At 61.0% G+C, this 24,836-nt stretch carries 16 protein-coding genes; 10 read left to right on the top strand and 6 right to left on the bottom strand.

All coding sequences use genetic code 11. The features are described 5' to 3' along the window. The first annotated feature begins 161 nt into the window (after positions 1-161). A complete protein-coding gene (locus tag Mal15_RS20925; protein WP_147869545.1) occupies positions 162-1,412 on the top strand; it encodes a Glu/Leu/Phe/Val family dehydrogenase in 1,251 nt (416 codons plus the stop codon). A gap of 175 nt (positions 1,413-1,587) precedes the next feature. Here the strand turns inward: Mal15_RS20925 and Mal15_RS20920 are convergent, their stop codons facing one another. Beyond that, complete coding sequence (locus tag Mal15_RS20920; protein ID WP_167546947.1) at positions 1,588-3,603, bottom strand: sulfatase-like hydrolase/transferase; 2,016 nt, start codon at positions 3,601-3,603, stop codon at positions 1,588-1,590. 539 nt (positions 3,604-4,142) lie between these two features. On the opposite strand from Mal15_RS20920, the gene Mal15_RS20915 reads away from it, so the two are divergent. The 3 genes from Mal15_RS20915 to Mal15_RS20905 all read left to right on the top strand — a co-directional run bounded on the left by Mal15_RS20915 (position 4,143) and on the right by Mal15_RS20905 (position 6,785). Continuing rightward, positions 4,143-5,201: an alpha/beta hydrolase family protein gene (locus Mal15_RS20915; protein ID WP_147869543.1), complete on the top strand. Its 1,059-nt coding sequence runs from the start codon at positions 4,143-4,145 to the stop codon at positions 5,199-5,201. A 4-nt stretch (positions 5,202-5,205) separates the two neighbouring features. Further along, positions 5,206-5,886 carry a tRNA (adenine(22)-N(1))-methyltransferase gene (locus Mal15_RS20910; RefSeq protein WP_147869542.1) on the top strand — a complete coding sequence of 227 codons (681 nt, stop codon included), beginning with the start codon at positions 5,206-5,208 and terminating at the stop codon, positions 5,884-5,886. A gap of 194 nt (positions 5,887-6,080) precedes the next feature. Beyond that, complete coding sequence (locus Mal15_RS20905; RefSeq protein ID WP_147869541.1) at positions 6,081-6,785, top strand: BON domain-containing protein; 705 nt, start codon at positions 6,081-6,083, stop codon at positions 6,783-6,785. Positions 6,786-6,892: 107 nt separating this feature from the next. On the opposite strand, the gene Mal15_RS20900 is transcribed toward Mal15_RS20905, so the two are convergent. Beyond that, positions 6,893-7,765 carry a sugar nucleotide-binding protein gene (locus tag Mal15_RS20900; RefSeq protein ID WP_147869540.1) on the bottom strand — a complete coding sequence of 291 codons (873 nt, stop codon included), beginning with the start codon at positions 7,763-7,765 and terminating at the stop codon, positions 6,893-6,895. Continuing rightward, positions 7,762-8,994 carry a glycosyltransferase gene (locus Mal15_RS20895; protein WP_147869539.1) on the bottom strand — a complete coding sequence of 411 codons (1,233 nt, stop codon included), beginning with the start codon at positions 8,992-8,994 and terminating at the stop codon, positions 7,762-7,764. Before Mal15_RS20895 ends, Mal15_RS20900 begins: the two co-directional genes overlap by 4 nt. Before the next feature lie 234 nt (positions 8,995-9,228). Between Mal15_RS20895 and Mal15_RS20890 the strand changes: the two genes are divergently transcribed. Continuing rightward, the gene (locus Mal15_RS20890) at positions 9,229-10,458 is read left to right on the top strand and encodes an RNase H family protein (RefSeq protein WP_199773703.1); all 1,230 of its coding nucleotides are present in this window, start codon (positions 9,229-9,231) and stop codon (positions 10,456-10,458) included. A 221-nt stretch (positions 10,459-10,679) separates the two neighbouring features. Here Mal15_RS20890 and Mal15_RS20885 read toward each other — a convergent pair whose 3' ends face one another. Both Mal15_RS20885 and Mal15_RS20880 read right to left on the bottom strand, forming a co-directional pair. Continuing rightward, complete coding sequence (locus Mal15_RS20885) at positions 10,680-11,876, bottom strand: Gfo/Idh/MocA family protein (protein ID WP_147869538.1); 1,197 nt, start codon at positions 11,874-11,876, stop codon at positions 10,680-10,682. A 49-nt stretch (positions 11,877-11,925) separates the two neighbouring features. Continuing rightward, a complete protein-coding gene (locus Mal15_RS20880; RefSeq protein WP_147869537.1) occupies positions 11,926-12,990 on the bottom strand; it encodes a potassium channel family protein in 1,065 nt (354 codons plus the stop codon). A 290-nt stretch (positions 12,991-13,280) separates the two neighbouring features. Between Mal15_RS20880 and Mal15_RS20875 the strand changes: the two genes are divergently transcribed. Both Mal15_RS20875 and Mal15_RS20870 read left to right on the top strand, forming a co-directional pair. Beyond that, the gene (locus Mal15_RS20875) at positions 13,281-13,775 is read left to right on the top strand and encodes a hypothetical protein (RefSeq protein WP_147869536.1); all 495 of its coding nucleotides are present in this window, start codon (positions 13,281-13,283) and stop codon (positions 13,773-13,775) included. 356 nt (positions 13,776-14,131) lie between these two features. Continuing rightward, positions 14,132-15,199, top strand: coding sequence for a 3-deoxy-7-phosphoheptulonate synthase (locus tag Mal15_RS20870; protein ID WP_147869535.1), 1,068 nt, complete (start codon positions 14,132-14,134; stop codon positions 15,197-15,199). 114 nt (positions 15,200-15,313) lie between these two features. Here the strand turns inward: Mal15_RS20870 and Mal15_RS20865 are convergent, their stop codons facing one another. Next, entirely contained in the window at positions 15,314-17,536 is a 2,223-nt protein-coding gene (locus Mal15_RS20865) for an efflux RND transporter permease subunit (RefSeq protein ID WP_167546946.1), read from the bottom strand. A gap of 255 nt (positions 17,537-17,791) precedes the next feature. Here Mal15_RS20865 and Mal15_RS20860 point away from each other — a divergent pair, with 255 nt between their 5' ends. The 3 genes from Mal15_RS20860 to Mal15_RS20850 are packed head-to-tail and all read left to right on the top strand — an operon-like array spanning position 17,792 to position 24,809. Next, positions 17,792-23,179: an aminotransferase class I/II-fold pyridoxal phosphate-dependent enzyme gene (locus Mal15_RS20860; protein ID WP_147869533.1), complete on the top strand. Its 5,388-nt coding sequence runs from the start codon at positions 17,792-17,794 to the stop codon at positions 23,177-23,179. After that, complete coding sequence (locus tag Mal15_RS20855; RefSeq protein ID WP_147869532.1) at positions 23,176-24,048, top strand: 4'-phosphopantetheinyl transferase superfamily protein; 873 nt, start codon at positions 23,176-23,178, stop codon at positions 24,046-24,048. Before Mal15_RS20860 ends, Mal15_RS20855 begins: the two co-directional genes overlap by 4 nt. Next, positions 24,045-24,809, top strand: a complete 765-nt coding sequence (locus Mal15_RS20850; protein ID WP_147869531.1) for an SDR family oxidoreductase — start codon at positions 24,045-24,047, stop codon at positions 24,807-24,809. The genes Mal15_RS20855 and Mal15_RS20850 overlap by 4 nt, the downstream gene beginning before the upstream one ends. Positions 24,810-24,836 lie beyond the last annotated feature (27 nt).

The following is a 24,836-nucleotide window of genomic DNA, read 5'->3' as shown; positions in this document are numbered from 1 at the left end:
ACTCGATTGTAACTCGAAACTGTGGCGGTACTACCGCGGACGGAAACGGCCAGTTGTTTGATTTGCTTGGCCCAGTGGGGTACCGAAATGCCATTTTCGCTCGCCCAAAGTGAATAGACTAAGAGGGCAACCACCGTGTATCACTCCCCGGGACCGTTTTGATGTTAGAAGAAAGCCGCGCCTATTTTCGCCATGCCGCCAATGTCTTGGGACTTTCCGACCGGGTGCGTGACATCCTGCTTTGCCCGCTGCGGATCGTCAAAGTCGGCCTGGTCACCGAGAGTGACGAAGGCAAGCTGATCAAACACACCGGCTACCGTGTCCAACACAGTCGGGTCCGCGGGCCGATGAAGGGCGGGCTGCGCTACCATCCGTCGGTCGATGAAGACGAAGCGACGGCGCTGGCGAATCTGATGACCTGGAAAACGGCGGTGGTGGGTGTTCCGTATGGCGGCGCCAAAGGCGGCATCAATTGTGACCCGAGCGACTTGAGTGAGCGCGAGCTGAATGAGATCACGCGGACCTTCGTCGGCCAAATCAAGGAGGTTATCGGTCCGACCATCGACATCCCCGCCCCGGACGTCAACACGAACGCCAAGATCATGGGCTGGATCATGGACGAGTATTCGAAGTACGCCGGATTCTCGCCCGGAGTCGTGACCGGCAAACCGTTGCATTTGTTCGGATCCGAAGGCCGCGAAGAGGCGACCGGCCGCGGCGTGACGATCGTGCTGGAGGAAGTGCTCCGCTGGCAAGACAATTCGATCTCGGAGGTGACCGTCGCGCTGCAAGGCTTCGGGAACGTCGGCAGTCACGCGGCCCGGACGATGGCCGAACTGGGCGCCAAGATTGTCGCGGTCGGGGATCACGCCGGCGGGGTCGGTAACAAAGAAGGGCTGGACGTCGACCAGTTGGCCGCATGGACCGCCCAACACGGCAGCGTCGCTGGGTTTCCCGGCGGCGACGCCTTCAAGAGCGACGACGTGCTGACCTGGGAGGCGGACGTGTTGGTCCCCGCCGCACTCGGTGACGTGCTGACCAAAGACAACGCCGAAGACGTGCGGGCAAAGATCATTATCGAAGCGGCCAATTCACCGACCACGCCGGAAGCCGACGAGATCTTTCGCCGACGTGGCATCCTGGTTGTCCCCGATATCTTGGCCAACGCCGGCGGGGTGACGGTCAGCTATTTCGAATGGGCGCAAAACATTCAACAGTTCCAATGGGAACTGGGGCGGATCCGCCACGAGCTGTCCACCCACATGCGGAAGGCCTGCGAATCGGTCGCCGAAGTAGCAAAGCAACGCGACGTCGACCTGCGCACCGCCGCGTTCGTCTTGGCCATCCAACGCGTCGGTGAAGCAGCGCTCTCACGACGCCCCTACGCCGAAGCGAGAGACTTGCCACGTTAGCTGCCCGACAGTTTCTTATCTCCCATTTTCTTGTCGGTGTCTCCTGCCTTAGCCTCCATTTTCCTGCCCCCCTTCTTCTGTCCCCCAAGCTCTACCAACGGACCTGGAACCCGGAACGGATTGCCGTCCGCTTTCATCTCACGTCGCTGATCACCCCGGCCGCACAAAGCGAGCGTCAATTGGACGTCAGCCTTCGCACGCGCGACGCTCGCACACTTAGCGTGGGCTCGTCAACTCCGGGGAAATCAAAACCGATCACCCCGACGTCTGTATCGGAGGCATTGACCACGTCACTGTGCAATTTGCTATTGATCCAGACGCGGCAACGCCCATCGACCACGCGGATGCGATAACGATGCCACTGCCCGGAATCAAACGGGACCGCAGTGCCTTCCAAATTGGATTGCGTCGGCGGAACATTGGCGACCGTCCCGACGACGCGGTTGCCTTGCACGCGGGCGTGATAGCTGACCCGCATGCGTTGCGTGTTCGGCGACTTTGCCTCAAATTCCCATTCAAAGTCCTTGTACTTGGCGATCGTTGCCAAGTAGGACGACGAATGACCGCTGAACGTCAACGTTCCATCGTCGGAAACAACGCCTCCCTTTTGTGCCCCGTAGGTCCAGCGATGGAGATCGTCGAGCGATTGCCAAGCCGAACCGTCACGCAACGCGATCAATTGTTCCTTCAAATTCGCTTTGACCGAAGCGTATGCCGGATCGTCAGCGAGGTTCTTCCACTCGCGTGGATCGGATTCAAAATCGTAGAGTTCTTCGTCGCCACTGGAGCAAAGAGTGTAACGGTACTGTTTGCTGCGGACCGAAAAATGCGGGAACCACGTGCCGCCGTGTCGTTCGTGCTGGCTGTGGTCCTTGCCCGGCAATGCCGTGATCGCGACATCGGGACCGTTCCAATCACCTTCGGGAGACATCAACAGGGGAACCAGGCTGTGCCCTTCCAAATTGTAACCGCCTGAGGCCGCGTTGGGCTGTGGCGGCAGTCCGCACAACTGGTTTAAGGTCGGATACAGGTCGATCCAGGAAACCGGCCGATCACAGGTCACTCCCTTGGGCATTCCGTCGACACCGGCGATGATCAACGGAACGCGTGTCGCGCCGTCCCACAAACTCTGCTTGTACAGAAACTCCTTCTCACCCATGTGGAAACCGTGATCACTGGTGAAGATCACGATCGTGTTGTCCCGCTGGGGGCTCGCGTCAATTGCGTCCAGGATCTTGCCGACTTGATCATCGACGAAGGAGACACATGCCAGATAGGCTTGCAACCACTGCCGGTACAATTGGCGGTCTTTGTGGCGGACCAACATGTTGTAGCGACGAAAGCCGTACAGTGATCGATCCGCCAGGGCCGTTGCGCAATCGTCCAGGTCTCCGTCGATCGTTTCAGGCAATTCGATCGAATCGAGCGGAAAGCGATCGAAGTATTCCTGGGGCGCGTACAGCGGCGTGTGGGTCCGCACCAATCCGGTGAAGATGGCGAACGGCCGGTCATGATCTTTGGTGATCATGTCGGCCGACCACTCGGCGCACAATTCATCCGCCAACTTGTCCCGGTCATCATTACCGTTGTATCGAAACGGTTTTCCGCCTAATCGCCAGCCCTTGTATCCGGGGATGCCGGCTTGCGGGTCGGGTTTCCAATCGGGCACCATCGATAGCGGACCGAAGTGGTGTTCCCACTTGTAATCCATATCACCATCGGTGTCATACAGGTACATCATTGCCGGGTGCGGAAGATGACTTTGCTTTGACTTTCCGTCCCACGGCCAGGGGCCGACATCGGGACCGGGGCCTCGGCGATCGAAAGCCCCGTCGGACTGACCGCCGTGATAGATCTTGCCGGTTCCGAAGACCGAGTACCCGTGGTTTTGCAAGTGTCGATTGACTGAGACACATTGATTGAGCACACCATTTTTTCTCCAGTCCTCAAACCAGTACAGTGCGCTGGTTTGCGGATACAGCCCCAGCAGCATGCTGGCCCGTGACGGTGCGCAGATCGGATCGTTGCAGTGGGCGTTGGTGAACGTGACACCGCGCCGGGCGATCCGGTCGATGTTCGGCGTCTCGATCCGCGGCTTTCCGTCCGGAGACAGCGGCAAGTCGTTCAAGTCATCGACGATGATCATCACAACGTTGGGACGCCTGTCTTCGCCCGTTGCAACCGTGGTCATCAACGACGAAACCGAAGCGAATAAGAGGAGACAATGGATGACAAGTGGGAGAGGTCGTCGCAGCTTGAATGGCATGCTATTTCAAGAAAAATCGAGATGCTCGGGGTGCATTGCTGCGTTTCATTCTAGCCCCGACGACCGCCGGTGAGTGCCCCGAAACCAAAACCGCGAAACAGGCACTCTCCGGATGGATGGCACGGGAGCAGGTCTCACGCAACGGCGCAAAGGATGGGCAGGAAAGAAGAAAGACTCGAAGCCGCGCGTGCAAATGGCTTTTGGGTCAAGACTCGATTCAACCTGACCTCTTTGCGGCTTGGCCGCCTTGCGTTTTCGCGTGGCTTTCCTCCGGTCCGGGCCAGACGTCGATCGGATCGTTTGCAAACGAAATCGAGCCCAGAAAAATCAATGCCAGGGACATGAATCGGGCTGGACGGTGTAGCATATCCAAACCTTGAACTTAAAAGTGATTCTGGCGGCAATCGCAAGCCGACATCATGGCGTGACCTGCAGTTTACACGGCCCGGAGCCCCACCGTTTCAATGTTGATTTCGAAATACGCTGCCATCCTGATCGCCGTCGCGATGGTTCCTTTTGGTTTGCACGCCGCCGCGCAGGTCCCGGGATATCCCGAGGGGGTCCGCGAAACGACCTATCGATCCGATGGCGATGATTCGATGCAGCCGACGTTGATTTGGACTCCCCGGTCCGATCAGCCGGTCCCTCTGCTGGTCGCATTGCACACTTGGTCCAGTGACTACCGTCAAGCTGGCGGTGAAGCTCAGTATGCGAAATGGTGCCAGCAAGCCGGCTGGGCCTTCATCCATCCCAATTTTCGCGGCATCAATAAAACGCCGCCGGCGATGGGGTCGGACCTTGTCGTCGCCGATATCCGCAGCGCTGTCAAATTCGCTCAATCCGAGACATCGATCGACGCCAGCCGAATCTATTGTGTCGGTGTTTCTGGTGGCGGCCACGCATCGATGCTGATGGCGGCACGTGAGCCGGAGCTGTGGGCGGGGGTGTCGGCCTGGTGCGGCATCTCGGATATCGCGGCTTGGCACAGCCAATGCAAGGGTACACCGTTTGATCGCTACGCCACGATGATCGAATCCGTGCTCGGTAGCGCACCGGATGTTTCCGAGGAGTCTCGCGATGCCGCCTGGCATCGATCTCCGTTGAACTGGATCGGCAAAGCGAAACGTCTTCCTCCGCTGGACTTGAACCACGGCATCCATGATGGACGCGAGGGCAGCGTGCCTTTCACGCATTCGATGCACGCCTTCAATGCCGCCGTTCTAGCCGAGGCCAGGATCACCGTTGACGCGATCGACGCGATGTATCAAACACGCTCCGTGCCCGAATCGCTCCGCCCGATCAACGAGGCGATGCCGGATCCGTTGTACGGCGACCATGCTCCGATTTTCCGGCGAACTGCTGGAACAACGCGACTGACGATCTTTGATGGCGGACACGAAATCGTTCATCAGGCCGCACTGAATTGGCTAGCCGCGCAGCAAAAGGGCCGCTCCGTCAATTGGAATCCTGTCCAGTCGAATTCGATCACCGTGATTCCCGCCGACCAGCAGAGCGGAAAGTGACGCGATGCCGAAATTGGATGACCGTCTGAAAGCGGTGGCGGTGCAGATTCGCAGCTCAGTGCACGCCGACATCGGATCCGACCACGGGCATCTGATCAAAGCGTTGCTCACCGCGGGACGGATCCAGCGGGGCATCGCGATCGAAGTGAATCAACGTCCCTTTGAGAATTCGCGGTCGACGCTGACCGGATTAAACGCCGACGTTCGCCTGGCCGACGGACTGGCCGGTTTGAATCCGGGTGAAGCGGACAGCTTGAGCATCTGCGGCATGGGCGGGGAACTGATCGCACGAATCCTGCAATCGTATCCCGACCGGGTTCCGCCGGACCTGGTCTTGCAACCCAATCGATGTCCCGAGGCGGTCCGACGGTGGGCCCTGGGTAGCGGGTATCATCTGGTCGACGAGCAATTGGTGATCGGACGCCTCCGCTACCAGATCCTGCGGTTTCAACGCAACCATGCCTGCCCCGACCCGGCCTACGCATCGGTCGACCGCGACGCAGCACTGCTGTTTGGGCCGCTGTTGATCCGGCGCTGGGAGCCTCAATTCCGTGACGTGCTTCTTGATGAATATCGTTATTTAAACGATTTTGATCGTAGGACCAACGAATCTCAGCACCGACTCGATGCGTTGGCGAACCTGCTGCAATCAGAACCGCCACACAGCAACGGCCTCGACGGTTAGGTCAGAGATCCTGCTCCGCAGCGTCGAAATGCTCGACGACGATTGCGGTTGGCACACGACTTGCGGCGTTTCAGTCTGCCGATCAGCGTGTTGATCATCGCTATGCCGATTCAGGATACGAAAGTCCCACTCCCGGACATTTCGTTGCGTCAGTGGCTTGCGAAGATTCATTGCCCGAACGAGAGGAACGTGCCATGAAAAAGACCATCGAAGTGAAAACGGACGCGCATCTGCAGCGTGACGTGTTGGACGAACTGGAATGGGAACCGAGTGTCGATGCCGCACAGATCGGTGTGACCGCACGGGACTCAGTGGTGACGTTGACCGGTCACGTCCCGGTGTACTCGTTGAAACATACCGCCGAAGAAGTCGCCAAACGGGTCCACGGCGTGCGGGCGGTTGCCAACGAAATCGAAGTGCGGCCGTCGGACACGCAGGTTCGCGATGACGCGGAGATCGCCGCCGCGGCGGTTCATGCCCTGCAGTGGGACAGCGAAGTGCCCGAATCGGGGCTCCGACTGTCCGTCGAAGACGGCTGGATCAAGGTCTCCGGGGCGGTCGAGCATCGCTACCAAAAAGCAGCCGTCGATCGTGTCCTGCGACACCTCCGTGGCGTTCAGCGGATCACCAATGATGTTGGTGTCGCCCCGCCTCAAGCGACCAGCGGGATCAAAGAAACTATCGAATCGGCCTTCCGCCGCAGCGCCATGCTGAACGCCCGAGCCTTGACGGTGGAAGTCGAAGATTCGACCGTGACCATCACCGGCGACGTCCACTCCCTGAGCGAACTTGCGGAAGTCGAGCGGACGGCGTGGTCCGCCGGTGGTGTCCACACGGTGCAGAATTGCGTCACCATCACGCCCTGGGGAGCGGGACCTGCGGAAGAGTGGGGATACTGATCGACAGGCGATTTACAACGGTCAATCGTCGCTACCTTCGCCAGAAGGTGAATGCCGGGGGTTCCACGCTCTGACGAGCGTTGCCACGTCAAAGTGACGCGGTCCAGTTAGGCGGCCGGCTGCCAGCGTTCCAGCGCCGCATCGATCGCCTGGCCAACCTCTCGCATCGGAAAACCGGTCGCCACCAGTTTTGAGTTGTCCAGCACGCAACTGGACCGCGGGACACCCGTCGTCGCCTCCATGAACTCGGCTTCGTCACGAAAGAAACAAAATCGCCGATCGGTGATTCGTCGCTGGCGGATCAGATCGACGACGTCGCGGGTCGAGACGCTGCCAGAGTTGACGATGTTGTAGATTCCGAAGGGGACGCGATCGAGCCAGCAATGCAAACACGCGTCGACGAATTCATCGATATCGGCAAGCGAGTTGGTCACGTCGAGCAAGCGATCGTACCGCATCAACTTTGACAGGTAGTTGCGTGGGCCGTCGCGGTGGCTGAACGGGATTCGCAACCGCCACACGAACACGTCCTCCGCACCGGCCAGACGTTCCTCACCGAGTGCCTTGCTGCCAGAATAAAAACTGCACGGCGGCCCGCGAAAGCAAAAGTTGGGCGGATCGGTTTCGCAAAAACCGGATTCGTCAGCGCGCACGCCGTTGTAAATGCATCCCGACGAGACGTGCCCCCACGGGAGCCCTCGGATCTGGCAGGCCTCGCGGACGATTCCCGGAAGGACGGCGTTTCCGAGCAAACATTCCGCCTTGTGCTGTTCGCAGGCTTCCACATTCGGCTTGCCCGTGTAGCCGGCGGCATTGATCAAAAACGACGGTCGGGTGTCATCAATCAATGCGACCAGCTGATCGCGCCGCGTGTAGTCGCACTGTCGCCGCGACACCACGCGGTAAGCCATGCCCCGCTGCGTCAATCCTTTGGCAAACACCGATCCCACGTACCCGCTGCCACCGAGCAAGAGAATCATGGGCGCGCACCCGGGTTCGCGTCGACGCCCACCCCAACCTGGCGATAGAGATCCAGCATCTTGTCCAAACACCTGGGTAACGTGTAGGAATCCAAAATGGTTTGCCGAGCCGCTCGGCGCAGCGGATCAAATGCGGACGGATCCTCCAGCACTTCCAGCACACGTTCCACCCAGCGGTCGATCGCGAAAAAGTCGACCAACAGTCCGTTCTTCCCCTCCTCGATCAACTCTTGGACCGGTGCCGTCTCGCTACCGATCGCCAGCGCCCCACAACTCATCGCGTTGAGCAACGACCAGCTCAATGTAAACGGCACCGTCAGGTACAAATGAACATCCGAGAGGGAAAACACCTGCACCAGATCGGACGGACGAACACGCCCGAGGAAATGAATGCGTGACAGGTCGATCGCATGCCGGTCGAGAAACCATTGTTTGAATGTCTTGCCGCCGGTGAATCTGGCGTCTCCCCCGTAGGCGATGCGGTCCTCGCCGACGACCAGCACGGTCACATCCGATCGCGTCTGGCACACTCGGTCGGCGATTCGCATCATGATGTCGAACCCACGCATCGACTCCATACCGCGACTGACGTAGGTCAACACGTGATGGTCCGGCGGAATCTCGACCCCGCCGATCCGCCGTGACGGATTTTCCACAGGTTTCCAGAAATCTGTATCGATCCCGTCAAAGATCGTTCGCACCTTGGGCTGAAACTCCGCCGGCAATTGAGCCTTTTGAAACGCGGTGGGCGCATATCCGGCGTCACAGTTTTCCAGGTCCAGCAACAGCATCGCATTTCGCGTGCGCGCCCTCAGCAGCGTGCGTGTGTCGCAGGGCGGAAGATCCACTCGAAAGTCGATGTCACTGTTGTGCGTGCGATAGAAGAATTCAAAGTAGTTGATGATCGGCACGTCATACAGCTCACGCAGGTACAGTGTGGACACCATTCCGCTGTGCCCGACAATCAGATCGGGTTTAACATCGGGGCGGCGGCGCAGCGCGTCATACAGGGCCGTCGAATCCCAGACCTGATTCTCGAAGGTCCGACTGCAATAATTCGTCTCCGCACGAGCCCCGCTCTGCGGCTCGTACAGCACCCGGCCGATGCCTTCGATTTCGCCTCCGTGCCGCGATGCGAACGTGCATTGCCAGCCGTGCCGCTGCACCAAATGGTTCGCGATTTGACCGAATTGGGCGGGAAAGTTCTGATGGACGAATAGAACGTGCATGGTCGATTCGAGCGTATTGATTCATTCCCCGCGGCTTGGCACTACAACATAACCAGATCCACGGCGGCAAGCGAACCACGATCCTCTCGACGCCCTGCCGGCGAACTTTCTGCCACATCCGCGGCCCCATCAATCCGATCCGCCTGGACATCGCCTCGCCGGCGCCGAACAATACACGTCTCTTCTTTTCCCCGATCACTTTGTTGCCGACGTCTTCCACGTCCGCCCTCGCCGATGCTCCGATTCTCCAGCACTGCATTGACGCAACTGCCGACGGACGCGTTGGTGGTGGACATCCATTGCATCGCCGGGGAACCGACCGAGGCGATGCGTCGGTGTGCGGCGGCATTCGCGGATCTGATGCCGGCCTACCAGCATTTTTTCGATTCCGGCGACATTCGTCCGGGCGAGGTCTTGGTCGTGCCGCCGACGACCGAGCGTCCCACGGCCCTGTTCCTGGCCCCCTCGCGGGTCCATCCCCAGAGCGAGCTGCGGACCCGAGACTTCAAGACGCTCTCCAAGGCCATTCTGGACGAAACGCTGCGGCGCGGATTTCATTCGTTGGCCTTTTTGCCGTTTGAAGTCGGCCGCGGCATGGATGCGATCGAGATCCGCCGCGAGTTGCTTTACTCGTTCGCGCGGTCCCCCGAACTGGAACTCATCTACCTGCCCCAAAACAACGACAGCGACCCGACCGGCCGCGTGTCGATCTTTACCGATGGCGGTGCGGAAAAGGAAGGCGGAAAGGGGGGCTACGGCGTCGTGCTGCGATTCGGCGACCACCACAAAGAACTCAGCGGCGGGTTTCAGCAAACGACTGTCGATCGGATGGAATTGATGGCCGCTGTCGTCGGGCTCGAAGCACTCAAGCGCCCCTGTCGCGTTCGGCTGCATAGCGATTCACGCTACCTGGTCGACACCGTCAACACCGGACTGTTGTTCCGCCGCGCCTCGGCGAAATGGAAAGGAAAACGATCACGTGCCGTCGATCTGTGGGAACGGTTTCTCAAACAATACCTCAAGCACGACATCGAGGTGATTTGGATCAAGGGACATTCGGGGATCAAAGACAACGACCGCTGTGATCAGCTGGCCGGTGAAGCGCGACAATCGACCTCACTGGCGATCGACGACGGATTTCGATCGCAACAGGCGCGATCACAACAGGCCCGATCGCAGCAACCCCGGTCCCAACAAGCCCAACGGAAAACCGAACCCGTCGTGGCCACCGCCCGCGTCGCCCCGCCTCCGACGAACGCTGTTGCGACGTCGGTCGGTAAGCCCAAAAAGTCTGGCGATCCCTGCCGAGCCTGCGGGCACCCGTTGGAAAAACGCATCCCAAAGAAACACAAAGCGAACGCGGCGTACCACTTCGCCTGGTATCTGTTCTGCACCAACTGCAAGCGTTTTTACCACGTCGAAGAGGCGAAGATCGCGGCCGGCGAAGGCCACAAAACGCTATGATTCCCTCGCGGCGCGCCTGCCAGCCCATGCCAGCGGGAAGCGTCACGGCCTGTTGAGTTAGTCGACAAACCGTACCTCGCGCATTAATGCCAGCCCGAAGCGTGAGCGAGGGGCCCGCATTGCCCCTCGCTCACGCGTCGGGCTGGCATAGGTACCCTGATCAGGCTAAATCAACAGCTCGGTCAGCGAGCGGCCCCGCGGTCACACGCTCGGCGCCCCATTCACAGCCGCAACAACGGATGGTCCCGCTGTTGAAGCGGAAACGTCACCGCGGCGCCGTGCTGGCGGTGTGATTCGAACACGCCGCAGATCATTTCGACGGTCCATGCGGCTTCGGCGGCATTGCACAGGGGCTCCCGATCTTCTCGGATCGCTTGAATCAGATCCGACGCTGCGACGTCATGATGCTGAACGCGGTGGATCAATGCCGGGTTCGGTTCCGGGACATCGACGCCACCGCTGGTGATCGGCAACCAGCGCGAGGGCGAATCATGACGCTCGAAGGGATTGCCCGGGACCAGGTACGCCAGGGGAGTGCGATCGGCGTAGATGGCGATCGTCCCCTTGCTGCCGATGATCTGCAACCCAAACCCATGATTGGCGGTCCCGTCGTTGGCAATGGAATCGAAATAAACGGTCACCCCATGATCAAACAGAAACCGGGCGTGCAGTTCATTGCCCGCCAGCGGCCCCAGGCCCTCGGCGCCCTCGCGGACATCCTGCTTCGTCACCCGGCGACCGTCTTGCAGCAAAACCGCAGAGCACGATTGCGGTTTTCCGGCCAGGGCGGTGATCATGTTCAGCACGTGTGATCCGAGCACCCACAGGTCTTCGCCACCGCCGCGACGGTCACCTTTGCCCCTGCCGCGGATCTCCAACACACGACCGATCTGTTCCTGCCGGATCAAGTCGGCGATCACGTCCAGCACCGGGTGGTATCGATTGCGATGCGCGACGGCCACTTTCGCACCGTGTTTGGCACAGGCGGCCAAGATCTCGTCGGCTTCGCGTGGCGTTCGGACAAAGGGCTTTTCCACGTAGATGCCTTTCGCCCCTGCTTCGATCGACGCCAGGATCATGTCACGGTGCTGGTCGACGTGACGTGGACAGACGGCAACGATCGACGGTGACACCTTGGCCAACATCTCTCGGTAGTCGGCGTAGCCGGCGTGATCGTCCAGGGCGAGTTTTTTCAGCGCTTTGGCTCGCCCGCTCGCATTCGCATCGGCCACCGCAAGAATCGGGGTTTCCGGAATGCGTTTCCAAACGGTGTCCAGGCCGTGCCCGTAGTCGCCGCGACCGGTGTGTCCGATGACCGCGACCGGGAATGACACAGGCGAATCCTGGGCGGTTGCTGACTGCGCTGACGCGGCGGCCAACAGCGAGGCGGAGGTGACGGCAAACTGACGACGATCCATAACTGTACTCCTGAGGTAAAGAACAGCTGGATTGTAGCTCAGCCCGTCTTCAATATTTGCTGCCGCGATACGACATCTGCTCGGTTTTCTGAGCAGCGCGACGGGTGACGGCGGGAAGATCTTCTTTGTGCGACAGCACAATCAGCCGGTCGCCGGCGCCGACGACGTCTTCCATTTTCGGGTTGCGGATCACTTCGCCTTCGGCGCGATTGATCGCGACGACGACGTTCCCGCCATCGCCGGTCAGTTCGATGTCTTTGATGGTGCAACCGACCAACACCGACTGGGCGCCGATCGGGATCTCCATCATCCCCAACCCGAAGGCTTCCAGGTCCTGGTTCATCCGCGAAAACGCTTTGGCATCGCTGACGAGCGTCTCGACCGTCGGGCACGAGATCAGCTGTGCGATTTTGGAGGCCCCGATCATCGTCGGCAGGACGACCCGATCGGCACCGCTGCGGATCAACTTGCGTTCGGTCGCTTCGGATTCCCCACGCGCGATGATTTGGATCGTTTCGTTCAGCTCGCGCGCGGTCAACGTGACGAACACGTTCTCCGCGTCACCGGGCAGCACCGAGGCGAGCACGCTGGCACGGCTGATCCCTGCGCGTCGCAAGATATCTTCCTCGGACGCATCGCCGGAGACGACCAGGATGCCGTCTCGCTCCGCCTCGGCCAGCCGTTCGCTGTCGCGGTCGACGACGACCAGATCGATGCCGGCCTCGCGCAGCTCGGCGACCAGACTGCGTCCGACGCGTCCGTATCCGCAGATGATGGCATGATCCCGGGTCTGTTCGATACCACGGCTCATTCGTCTCGCTCCCAAAGCACGTTGGATCTCCCCCTCGGCAATCATCTGAACGAATCCGCCCAGGACATAGATGCCGCTGCTGCACCCGGCCACCACGACCACCAGCGTAAACAGTTTCAACCCCGGATCAACGACCGGGCGGACTTCGCCATAGCCGACGCCAAAGATGGTGATCGCCACCATGTACACCGCGTCCAACAGCGACCAACCGGCGATCACATAGCCCGTCACCGCGATCAGACAGGTGCCGGCCAGGACAGCCATGCCCAGTCGCATCTTGTTGATCGAGGTGGACCCATTCATGAAACGCCCGGCCGGTTCGCGTCAAGGAACGAAGTGGTTGCCTGAGCCTTGTCGCCTGAAACGTCCCCGTCAAGGTTTGCCGCCAACAAGGTCTCTCAGGGGCACGTTAGCCGTCCACAGAGGCGGCCGGCGTTCCCCCGTCAATTTACAACCAACCATCGGCATACCGATTCGCCGAGAGCGCCGGATTCGCCGGATTCGCCGGTAACAATGGCGACCAACGTCCGCTTGGATCCACGGCAATGCATGCCCGCCGCATGATACTTTTCCTCCACACCCCATTCGATCCGATGAAACGACGCCCCCTTCTCGCACTCCTGCTGCTCGCGTTTGCTGTTGTGACCGCTCCGGCTGCGGAACCGATCCGTCGGCTGGATTCGGTGGGAACAAAGGTTCCGACGGCGGAGATCAAGCTACCACCACCACCCACGCTGGAGCAAAAAATCGCCGCGTTGACGGAACTGGTCACCCAGCAACAATCGCAAATCGACGCCCTGCGGCAACAGCTGACCGACCAGGCCAATGCGATCGAAATGTTAACCACCGACACCGAATCGGTCTCCGACCGCGTGGCCGCGTTCGAGCAGGTGTTCACGTTTTCCGGCACAACACTGACCATCAACTTTGAAGCCATCGCGATCAGCACGGACGCTCTGTCAATCGATGCCGGGATGGTTCAAGTCGATTCGGACCTGAAATTGTTCGGGAACTTCTATGCCGATGAAATCGAAACGGATTTCATTGACGCCGAATCGTACGATCCCGGCGCGGGCAACGTCTGGTAGTGGATCGTCGTGCAAAGTTAGCTACCCTCGCCAGAAGGTGGATCCCGGGGGGGACCACGCTCTGGCGAGCGTAGCTACGTCGAGGTCGAGCAGACCAGCTGGGCCGAGACCACACGGAGATCAGCCGCCGCACAGGCACCAGCGCCGGGGGTTGACGGGTCCGGCGGCTTGGGGTGCAATTCTTCCTCTAGGCCGACTCCGATTCCTCGTCGCGTCTCCTTCGATCGGGGCGTCTCCCAATCATCCGGCGGCCGATTTGTCCCTACCGAACCCGATGTTTTTAATTATGGTCAATGGTTCAAACCGACAACCGGTTTGGTAAGCGACAACCCTGAATTCCCCCCGCAAACCGCTCGATGACACAAAACACCCAAGCGTTCGCCGTTGACGACTTACGGATCGGCGCGATCAAGCAACTGATGCCGCCGCAGGAATTGATGCAGGAGATCCCGGCGGACGAAAACATCGCGGAAACGGTGTTCAATGCCCGAACCGGTATCCAGCGGATCCTGGCCGAACAAGACGATCGCCTGGTGGTCGTGATCGGCCCCTGTTCGATCCATGATCCCGACGCGGCACTGGAATACGCGCGGCGTCTGGCCGTCGAACAGAAAAAGCACGAAGACCAGTTGCTGATCGTGATGCGGGTGTACTTCGAAAAACCACGCACGACGGTCGGCTGGAAAGGACTGATCAACGACCCGGGGCTGGACGACAGTTTTGAGATCAATCGCGGGCTGCGGACCGCACGGGGACTGCTTCGCGACATCAATGCGATGGGGCTGCCGACGGGAACCGAATTCCTGGACCTGATCAGCCCGCAGTACGTGGCCGACCTGGTGGGCTGGGGAGCGATCGGTGCCCGCACAACCGAAAGCCAAGGGCATCGCGAACTCGCCTCCGGCTTGTCCTGTCCGGTCGGGTTCAAAAACGGCACCTCGGGCAACGTCCAGATCGCCGTCGATGCGATTTGCAGTGCCCGACAACCGCACCACTTCCTGTCGGTGACCAAAGAGGGCACGTCGGCCATTTTCGCAACCGCGGGTAACAGCGATTGTCACATCATCATGCGTGGCGGCATCCACACCAACTACGACGCGGCCAGCGTGGACGAGGCATCCGCCTTGTTGACTCAAGCCGGGCTGCCGGCACGGATCATGATCGATTGCAGCCACGCCAACAGCCGCAAGATCACCAAACGCCAACGCTATGTCTGTCGTGACGTGTGCAGCCAGCTCAGTGACGGCGATCTGCGGATCATGGGCGTGATGATCGAAAGTAACTTGCTCGAAGGCAAACAGAGCCTGACCGACGGCGAGCTGGTGCCGGGATTGAGCATCACCGATGCCTGCATCGGCTGGGACGAAAGTGTGACCCTGCTGCAAGACCTCAGCGACGCCGTCGTCGCACGACGAAACGCCTAGGGGGGCGTTCCAAGACGTCCGTCTTTTTGCTCACGGAATTCTGACGGTTTCGATGCCGCGGAACTCTCATGAGATCCGCTGCCTGACTGCATCGTACCATCATTCTGGCCCGCATCATTCTGCCATCCTTTTCCCCGTTTTCGCCTGCCGCCCGCAAAGCAGCGCCGGCAACAACACCAGGTCGGCAACCAGCGCCGCCGACAGCAGCAAGAACATCATCCAAGCGAATCGACGCGTCGGTTCAAAATCGCTCCACGCGAATACCAGCAACCCCAAGCCACAAACGACCGTGGTTTGTGTGATCGCGTTTCCACAGTGCGTCATCGTCCTGGCGACCGCAACGGCCGGTGCGGTGTCGCCGGAAAGCTCTCGGCGCCAATAAAGCAGGAAATGGACCGTGTCATCCACCGCGATCCCCAACGCCACGCTGGCCGTCATCATCACGCCGATATCCAGCGGCCGGTCCATCCATCCCATCCCTCCGAACAGCACGAAAATCGGGAACACGTTGGGAATCATGGCAAGTAGCCCCAGACGAATACTGCGAAGCGCGATGATGATGACCGCGGCGATGACCAACATCGCGGTGAAAAAGCTGCCGATCAGATCCTTGAGCAACATCTGCTGAGCCCCTTCGATGACCGGCATCACGCCCGTCACCGTCACTGAGACATCGTCCCGGCGGGCCAATCCCCGATCAATGACCGCTTCGTGGGCGGCGGTCAAATCAGACAGGTAGGCCGAAGCGTCGACCTGTTCAAACGCGGGCACACGCGTGGTGATCCGCCACGATTGCGTCTCGGGCGTTTCACGCAAGTACCCTAGTTCTGCCAGGGAAACACGGTCCCTCTGGAACCGCTCGGCGATCACACTCCGCTGCATCGAAGCACGCACGCTGTTGGAGGTCGGCAACGATGGTAGAAACGTCAGCGCCGACGTCGCGCCACGAGCCGGCGGTTGGCTGGCCGCGGAGGCATGGATCTGGCGGACCAACCGCAGTCGATCAAACAGCGTCAACGGCGACGCGGCGTCAAATCGCACGACCGTTTCCACCGGGACCAACGGGACCACCTGTGATTCCAGCCAGCGATGGTCTTGGATGACCGGATGGTCGGCCGTCAGCAAATCGAACACCTGGACCGTGGTTCTCAATCGACCAAGACCGAGCGCCGCGACGGTCATGAGCGACAGGCCGACGAAGGCAATCAGCGACCGGCGACGGTTCACCACCGACGCCAACCGGGAAAGCCAATTCCCCGTCCATCCGGACCGGACACGCGTTCCAGGCGGCCAACGTTGCAGCACGCCGGGAAGCGTCAGCAACATCAACAAGGTGGTCAGCAACACACAACCGGCTGAGATCATCGCAAATTGCCGCACCGCCGTGATCTCGCTGACCAACAACGAAAGCAGCCCGGCGGCCGTCGTCGTCGCCGACAACAGGCACGGTTTCCAGCCGATGCGCAACATCCGCTCGGACGCCCCCGCGCGCCCGCGCGCGTCGACTTCGTCGCGGTAATAATTGCACAGATGAATGCCCGTCGACGCGGACAAGACGAACACCAGCGGCGACATCACCACGAACACGGCGTTCATGGTGTTGCCGGTCAGGTCGACCAGCGAGATCGCCAGCTGCTCCCCAAAGAACCCGACGCCCAAGACCAGCAAAATCATCCGCCACGAGCGGAGGAACAGACAGCACAGCAGCACGATCACGGCGGTCGACGGAAGCGAAAGCCAAAGCATCGAATGCACGCTCGCATCGTCAATCGCTTTGCCGATCACCGGCGCCCCCCCGATGTGGGACTGCTGGGCAGAGAGTCCGAGTTCGTCCTGCAACACGGACCGGATCATCGCAATGGCCTCGTCGCGGCGGACCGCCCCCTTGACCGTCAGCACCGCGATCGCGCAACTGACATCGCCGGGGCCGATCAGCGATCCGCGGAGTCGCTCGATCGCTTGTCGACGACTCAGTTCCAACGGCGGCGACTGAAGCGACTCGAGAGACGACCGGCCGGTCAACACTCGGTCAAACAGGGCTTCCGAATGGACACCGGCGTGCCCGCCGTCGGCGCGAGCGAGCGTCACAGCAAACCGATCCAACCGCTCGTCATCGACCGTACACCCCTGCCAGGAAACCAAAATCACATCGGGCGTACGGAAGTCGTTGACGAAGTCGAAAAACTGGCGTCGCTCCTCGCTCTCCGGCGGGATCCACATCACCGGCGAGTTGTACATCGATTCCAAGCTGCGGCCGGCTCCCACGACGACCAGTGGTGCGGCGACCAGGATGCATGCCAGCGCGATCAGACTGCGATGAAAAAGGGTCAAACGCATTGCGGGGGCAGGAAGGGGCTCGACGAGACGGTACCACAGCTGGTGTTTAGCCATGAGGCGATTCCCCTCGCTGCGAAGCAGCGACAAGAGGCGGCTAAAGCCTGAACACCAGCGCGCTCGCCCGTGATTCTAACGTCGCAGACTCGGCAGGGAGCGAGATGTGACCAGCGGGCGCGCACCTGCATTTTTGATTGACGCGACCTGCCCCCCCATTATTATGGAGGCCAAGATTGCTCGCAGCCCCATCGAGAGCCCATGCAGACCTCGTCGCCAAACAAGCAGATCGCGCTGGTCGGCATGGCCTGCCGCCTGCCCGGGGCCGATGACTTGCAGGGTTATTGGAAGATCATTCGCGATGGCGTCGCGACGGCCGGGCTGCTGCCGGAATCACGCTTCGACCGGTCCCTGTACTTTGACCCGCGCCAGGGGATCCCCAACCGTTCCTATTGCGACATCGGTTGCCTGGTCAATCAACGCGCCCGGGGGCGGCACTTTGATTCGCTTCCCGCCGCGGTTCACGAGTGCCCCGAAGCGGCCTACCGCAACTTGTGCGATGTGGCCGCGGAGGCATTGGACGATGCCGGAGTCGAGCTGTATCCCGCCCGGCGGCGATCCGGCGGGGTCTACCTGGGACACTCCCGCAGCAGCGGCTTAGCCGGCGACTTGGCCTACGGAACCTGCATCGCACAATCGGCGCGGCTGCTAGGCGAGGTGCAGGGCTTTCGAGAGTTGGACGTTGATCATCAAGGGGTGATCGACGAACTCGTCTCCCAGGTGCGATCGGAAATGCCGCATCGAGACCAACAGGGACGCCCCGCTTTGGGGCCGCACGTGGCCTCCGCGATGCTGGCCCAGACGTTCGCCATGGGCGGTCCGGCGATGACGTTCAATTCCGCCTGTGCGTCGTCATTGAGCGCCCTGCACCAAGCGGTGTTGGCATTGCAGCAAGGCCGCATCGACATGGCGATGGTCGCCGGAGCGTCGGTCTGTCACTTCGAAACCCTGGTGATGTTTTCCCAGGCCCAGTCGCTCAGCAGTGTGATGTCGCGGCCCTTCGACGACGATGCCGATGGCTTGGTCGTCGGTGAAGGATACGTCGTCGTGATTCTCAAAACACTCGAGCAAGCACTCCGCGACGGAGACAGGATTCACGGGGTAATTCGTGGCATCGGGGTCTCCTCTGACGGCAAGGGCAAGAGCCTGTGGGCACCGCGAAAGCAAGGACAAATGGTGGCCATCGGTCGTGCCTATGGCGAAGATCTAAAGTCAGCGAACCTGCAATACATCGAAGCGCACGCCACCTCCACCCAACTCGGTGACGCCACCGAAGTTGTGGCGCTGGCCGAAGCATTAAAACTGCCGCCCGGCCGTCGGATTCCGATCGGCAGCGTCAAAGCGAATATCGGCCACACGCTGGAGACCGCGGGGCTGGCCGGGCTGGTCAAAGCCGTGCTCTGCATGCGTCACCAGACCATCGCCCCGGCCGTCAATGTCAATCGCTTGAACACGTCGATCGACTGGGACTCGCTGCCGTTCTACGTCCCCTTGCAAGCCGAGCACTGGCCCGAGCCTGCCGGCGGATCGCCGCGCCGCGCGGCCGTCAATGCGTTCGGCATCGGCGGATTGAATGTCCACGTGGTGCTGGAAGAGTTCCCCGCCGGCACCGACCCAACGGCAGTGCATGCCGGCGTCGACGTGGTACAAACCAAGGGCCATCGGCAACGTGTCGGCCAAGTTCAATTGACCGACCGTTCCCCTGCCGACGCCGTCGCCGTGATCGGACGGGGGACGGTTTTGCCGGGCGCCTTGAACGTCGACGCATTCGCCCAGTTGCTGATCAGCGGAGACGATCCGAAAGGGCCGATTCCCGCGCATCGCACCAATCCCGACATCTACCTGGATCCCTCCGGGCCGAGACCTTGGCACTGCGTCAACAATCTTGCGGGGGTGGTCAAGGGATTTCAATACGATTGGCGGACGCACAAGATTCCGCCCAAGCAGATCGCCAACGCCAACCCGTTGCAGTTCATGATTCTGGATGCGGTCGACCAGGCGTTCCGCGAAGCCGGTTTGGACCGCGAGTCGACCAGCCGCATCGGCGTGGTGGTCGGTTCGCCGTTCGGCGGTGAGTTTGCAACCCAATTGCTGATGGGATTGCGATTGCCCGAATTTCAACGGCGTCTTGTTGGGCTGCTCGATCGGCTCGGCTGTGACCCCCGAGAGTGCGATGAGGTTAGCCGACAGTACGCCCAGGCGTTGATCCAGGCGATGCCCGCGTTGTTGGATGAAACCGGCAGCTTCACCAGCAGCAGCCTGGCGTCGCGGATCACCAAATCGTTCGACCTGATGGGCGGGGGTGTCGCGGTTGACGCCGGCAACTGCTCCTCGGCGGCCGCCTTGATGTGCTGCGTCGACCAATTGGCCACCGCTGCCTGCGACATGATGGTTTGCGTTGGCGGCCAAGAAGACCTGAGCGCGACGTTTCTGGAGCGGATGGGGTTGGCCGGTCTGCTCACCCAGGGGACGCCAAGATCGCCGTTGGACGCCGCGGCCGGCGGGATCGTCCCGGCGGAGGGCTGTGGGGCGTTGCTGTTGATGCGGCTGGCCGACGCGAAACAACAAAAACGCAAAATTTGGGGTATCATCCAAGGTGTGGGGGTCGCCACCGCCGACAGCCAATCCGAAGCCTCCCAGCGCGCCGTCGACGATGCGCTCCGGCGGACCGCCCGCCAGGACTGGCCGCTCGCCGCGGGCGACGTCGCTCGGATCGAAACCACCTCGGTCGCCTGCCAGCGGCGGACCGCCGAAGAACTCGATGGGATCTACCATGCCTACGCCCAGCGCACCCGGCAACGTCCCATTTCCCTCGATTGCCTGATGACCCAAACTGGTCACCTGGGCGCCGCGTCGGCGGTCGCCGCGTTGATCAAGTCGACGCTCGAGCTCGAGCACTTGAAAACAACGGCCACGTTCGGGCTGACCCGCCCGTTGCCGTTGATCGAATCCAACCCGTTGTTTGATGTCGCCCCCCAGCCCCAGCCGCTGGAAGCGGCCGACCGCAGCGGACGCCTTGTCACCGCCGTCCACAATTGCGAACGTCAAACCGCCTATCACATTCTTCTCCAGCGAGATGCAAAAGTGCATGCTCCCAGCAAACCCAAGGCCCCAGTGACCGCTCCCGTGACCGCCAAGGCCTCCTACGATTCCAGCCTCGTCGACGGCATCCAGGTCGTCGACGCCACGCGACGGCGAAAGGAAGCGATGCGGGACAAGGCGATGCGTCAGTCACGCTCCGCGACGGAATTGCCGTCGCAGGTTGCCCAATCGCCGTCGCAAGTTCCCGCTGCGGCCAGCGACGCCCGAGAGAGCCTGACCCTCCCGACAAACACGCCTGCGCCGACACAAACGCCCGCCCCGACTCGCAGCAACCACCTCCATGCCGCCCCGACTGACTCCGTCTCGACCGGTTTGTCCGACGACCAACTGAAAGAGTTCCTGAACCGGTTTGTCGTCGAACAAACCGGTTATCCGCCGGAGTTCGTCGAGATGGACGCTGACCTGGAAGCAGACCTGGGAATCGATTCGATCAAGAAAGCGCAGATGTTCGGCGAGCTCGGCGAACACTTCGCGATCACGCCCGACGAAACGCTCACGCTGGACGATTTCCCCACCCTGCAACATATCTTCGATTACCTTGCCGCATCGGACGCTACATCCGCTCCGCCGGTCGAACCCAGCCGCCGAACACCAGCCCCCGATCAGCCGCACGGCGCCAGCCTGCATGCCCCCGATCAGCCGCATGGCGCCAGCCTGCGGGCACCCGATCAGCCGCATGACGCCAGCCTGCGGGCACCCGATCAGCCGCATGCCGCCAGCGTGCGGGCACCCGATCAGCCGCATGGCGCTAGCCTGCGGTTTCCCGACGTGCCGGAACCCAACCAACCGCTCCATCACAACACCCCATCCCCCCACGACCGCCGCGCGGGCGATTCAATCACGACGACCGCAGATCGCCCGGATCGAAACCTCGATCTGATCCCCGACGCCAAGCGGATCAACCGCACGAAAGACTTGCTCGATTTTGCGGGGTTGTCGATTCCGTATTTCGCCGAACACGAAAGCGTCACCCAAGACACCACGCGCGTCGACGGCAAACAGGTCGTCACGTTCTGCAGTTCGAACTACCTGGGCATGTCCGGTGACCCGATCGTCTCGGCTGCCGCCAAAGAGGCGATCGATCGCTACGGCACCAGTGTTTCCGCCAGCCGTCTGATCGCGGGCAAACCGCTGCACCGCGAACTCGAAGACGAATTGGCCAGGTTCTTGGGCGTCGAAGCGACGTTGGTCTTCTCGTCGGGCTACGCCGCCAACGAATCGATCATCGGGCATCTGTTCGGCCCCGGTGATCTGGTCATTCACGACTCGCTCGCCCACAACTGCATCATCCAAGGCGCCGAGCTGTCGGGGGCACAGCGACTGAGTTTTCCGCACAACGACAGCGTGGCTTTGGATCGCCAACTGCAAAAAATCCGGCACAAGTACGGGCGCACGTTGATCGCCATCGAAGGTGCCTACAGCATGGACGGCGATCACCCGGACCTGCCGGCATTTCTGGACATCAAACGGCGACACGACGCGTTTCTGTTGGTCGATGACGCCCACGCCATCGGCACGATGGGAACCACCGGCCGCGGCAGCCCCGAGTTCTTTGGTCTCGATTCCGGCGAAATCGACTTGTGGGTCGGAACGCTCAGCAAAGCGTTCGGCAGCGGTGGAGGATTTGTCGCCGGCAGCCGCGAGCTGATCGAATACCTGAAGTACAGCACGCCGGGATTCATTTACACGGTCGCCCTGTCACCGGGCAGTGCCGGCGCCGCCCTGGCGTCGCTGCGACTGCTGCAACAACAACCCCAGCGGGTTGCCAAGCTGCAAAATAACGCCCGGCTGCTACTGGAACTGGCCAGACAGCGTGGGCTCGATACCGGTCCGGCCCGCGACACGCCGGTCGTCCCGATCATGGTCGGCAACTCGCACACTGCGTTGCTGCTGTCTCGTCGACTGCTTGACCGCGGCATCGACATTCAACCGATCGTTTATCCGGCGGTGGAAAACGACGCGGCACGACTGCGTTTCATGATCACCGCACGGCACAGCGAAGAACAAATCCGCACGACGATCGATGCCCTGGCCGAAGACCTGCACGCCGTCCAAGCCGAGAGCGTTCCGATCGCCCAGTGGCAATCGGTGTTGTCTGGCAAAAGCCCCATGCCATCGGACGCAAATCCAGCTGGAATCGCGGACGCTGGCATGATCCGGCCGATATCAAACGAATCTCAACCGATCGAGGCAAGCGTTCCATCACCATCTGAATCGAACGGGCCACAGGATTGGACGACAACGGACTTGCAGGAGTACCTGGTCAATTTCATCGTCGAACAGACCGGGTACCCGCCGGAGTTTGTCGAGATGGACGCCGACATGGAAGCCGACCTGGGGATCGATTCGATCAAGAAGGCACAACTGTTCGGCGAACTCGGACAGCACTTTCAGATCACGCCGGACGAATCATTAACGCTGGACGATTTCCCGACCTTGCAGGACGTCTTCGACTACATCGCCGATGCAATAGGAATCGGCGTATGAGGATCTCTTGCAGCGAATCGTGGATGACGGTGACCGCGCGACGGGGCACGACCGCGTCCACTCCCCCTTGGCCGATGACGCTCCGGTCGTGGCTGACACCGCCCGAGATCGACGAACTGGATTGCTTTCGGGCGCCGAATCGACGCCGGGACTGGATCGGCGGACGGTGGTGCGCGAAACAACTGCTCGTTGAGATGTTCTCCGATGCCGATGACTCGCCGCTGAAGTGGCAGATCCTTTCACGCGCATCGGCGCGACGCGGTCGCCGTCCGGTCGTCTATCGAAATGACGTCCGGCAACCGATCGATCTGTCGCTCGCCCACTGTGCGTCGATCACGGTTGCCGCGGTAGGCCACAACCATCATGACCTCGATCCCCCCGAGGGGTGTCGAATCGGCGTCGATGCGATCGATCGCACCGCCTTGCCCGACAGTTTCGCGCAAGCCTGGTTCTCGACCGCGGAACGTCACCGATTGGAGAACCGCCGATGGACGATCGCCGCGGGATGGGCGGCGAAGGAGGCAGCGTTCAAAGCATGCAATGACGGCGAACCGTTTCGCCCCCGCCACGTTCAGATTGCCCGAGTCACTGCCGAGGGCTGCACCGTTGACTACGAAACCCGACGCACGGCGGACGTGCGATTGAGGGTTTACGATGACGCGATCATCGCGATCGCACGAACGAGCTCGCTCGTTGGCAGCGTGTCCGTCGGGCCTCAGCGTCCACACAAATCACAGTGCTGGCCCTCTCATCTCCAGCCCTTCTCCCCCGCAAGGCCGGGGGAGAAGGGAGCCAGTGTGAAACGGGCAGCCGCCAATGTCTGCTACAAGGTTGAGAACACCGAGCACCACACTAAGAATCCATCATGATTGATCTGAAAGAGAAAGTCGCCCTCGTCACCGGAAGCTCGCGGGGGATCGGTCGCGCGGTGGCGATCACGTTGGCCGAAGCGGGGTGTGACGTGATCGTCAACTATGTCACGTCCCAGAATGAAGCGTTGGCGACCGCCAAAGAGATTCAGTCGCTGGGGCGACGCTGTTGGATCATCCGCGCCGACGTCAGCGAAGAAGACGATGTGCAGTCGATGTTCGAATTCATCGAGCAAGAAATCGGGCAACTGGACATCCTGGTCAGCAACGCCGCGACCGGCGGATTCCGCCCGCTGCTGGCCTCCAACCCCAGACACTTCGCCGCGGCGATGAACACCAACGTGCTCGCGCTGGTCCATCTGGTCAAAGCCGCCGTGCCGCTGCTGGAAAACGCGCGCGACCGTGGCAAAGTGATCGCGATTTCCAGCCACGGGTCACACCTGGCACTGCCGATGTACGGCTTGATCGGCGGCTCAAAGGCGGCCTTGGAAAGCATCACGCGACACTTGGCCTTGGAACTGGGGGATCGTCGCATCAACGTCAACGTGGTCAAATCCGGTCTGGTCGAAACCGATTCGACGCGTCGCATTCCGGATGCGGAAAAGATGTTTGCCGCCCGAACGGCCAAGACGATGATGGGACAACGGCAATTGGAAGCGTCCGACGTCGCCAACGCCGTCGCGTTTTTGTCCAGCCCGATCAGTGATCTGATTCAAGCGACGACCCTCACCGTCGATGGGGGAGCCGCTGCACACGTGTAGCCGCACACGTGTAGCTGCGCACGAGTA

The organism is Stieleria maiorica, from assembly GCF_008035925.1.
GTDB lineage: Bacteria > Planctomycetota > Planctomycetia > Pirellulales > Pirellulaceae > Stieleria > Stieleria maiorica.
The sequence above is the reverse complement of the archived record's forward strand: the minus strand, read 5'-3'. Positions and strand labels throughout refer to the sequence as shown.

What these genes read in the sequence shown, in the direction of transcription:
- Mal15_RS20860 (WP_147869533.1), top strand. Translation starts at nt 17,792, where the DNA reads ATGCAGACCTCGTCGCCAAACAAGCAGATCGCGCTGGTCGGCATGGCC.
- Mal15_RS20895 (WP_147869539.1), bottom strand. Translation starts at nt 8,994, where the DNA reads ATGCACGTTCTATTCGTCCATCAGAACTTTCCCGCCCAATTCGGTCAA.
- Mal15_RS20875 (WP_147869536.1), top strand. Translation starts at nt 13,281, where the DNA reads ATGAAACGACGCCCCCTTCTCGCACTCCTGCTGCTCGCGTTTGCTGTT.
- Mal15_RS20890 (WP_199773703.1), top strand. Translation starts at nt 9,229, where the DNA reads ATGCTCCGATTCTCCAGCACTGCATTGACGCAACTGCCGACGGACGCG.
- Mal15_RS20855 (WP_147869532.1), top strand. Translation starts at nt 23,176, where the DNA reads ATGAGGATCTCTTGCAGCGAATCGTGGATGACGGTGACCGCGCGACGG.
- Mal15_RS20915 (WP_147869543.1), top strand. Translation starts at nt 4,143, where the DNA reads ATGTTGATTTCGAAATACGCTGCCATCCTGATCGCCGTCGCGATGGTT.
- Mal15_RS20910 (WP_147869542.1), top strand. Translation starts at nt 5,206, where the DNA reads ATGCCGAAATTGGATGACCGTCTGAAAGCGGTGGCGGTGCAGATTCGC.
- Mal15_RS20920 (WP_167546947.1), bottom strand. Translation starts at nt 3,603, where the DNA reads ATGACCACGGTTGCAACGGGCGAAGACAGGCGTCCCAACGTTGTGATG.
- Mal15_RS20900 (WP_147869540.1), bottom strand. Translation starts at nt 7,765, where the DNA reads ATGATTCTCTTGCTCGGTGGCAGCGGGTACGTGGGATCGGTGTTTGCC.
- Mal15_RS20850 (WP_147869531.1), top strand. Translation starts at nt 24,045, where the DNA reads ATGATTGATCTGAAAGAGAAAGTCGCCCTCGTCACCGGAAGCTCGCGG.
- Mal15_RS20885 (WP_147869538.1), bottom strand. Translation starts at nt 11,876, where the DNA reads ATGGATCGTCGTCAGTTTGCCGTCACCTCCGCCTCGCTGTTGGCCGCC.
- Mal15_RS20865 (WP_167546946.1), bottom strand. Translation starts at nt 17,536, where the DNA reads ATGCGTTTGACCCTTTTTCATCGCAGTCTGATCGCGCTGGCATGCATC.
- Mal15_RS20880 (WP_147869537.1), bottom strand. Translation starts at nt 12,990, where the DNA reads ATGAATGGGTCCACCTCGATCAACAAGATGCGACTGGGCATGGCTGTC.
- Mal15_RS20925 (WP_147869545.1), top strand. Translation starts at nt 162, where the DNA reads ATGTTAGAAGAAAGCCGCGCCTATTTTCGCCATGCCGCCAATGTCTTG.
- Mal15_RS20870 (WP_147869535.1), top strand. Translation starts at nt 14,132, where the DNA reads ATGACACAAAACACCCAAGCGTTCGCCGTTGACGACTTACGGATCGGC.
- Mal15_RS20905 (WP_147869541.1), top strand. Translation starts at nt 6,081, where the DNA reads ATGAAAAAGACCATCGAAGTGAAAACGGACGCGCATCTGCAGCGTGAC.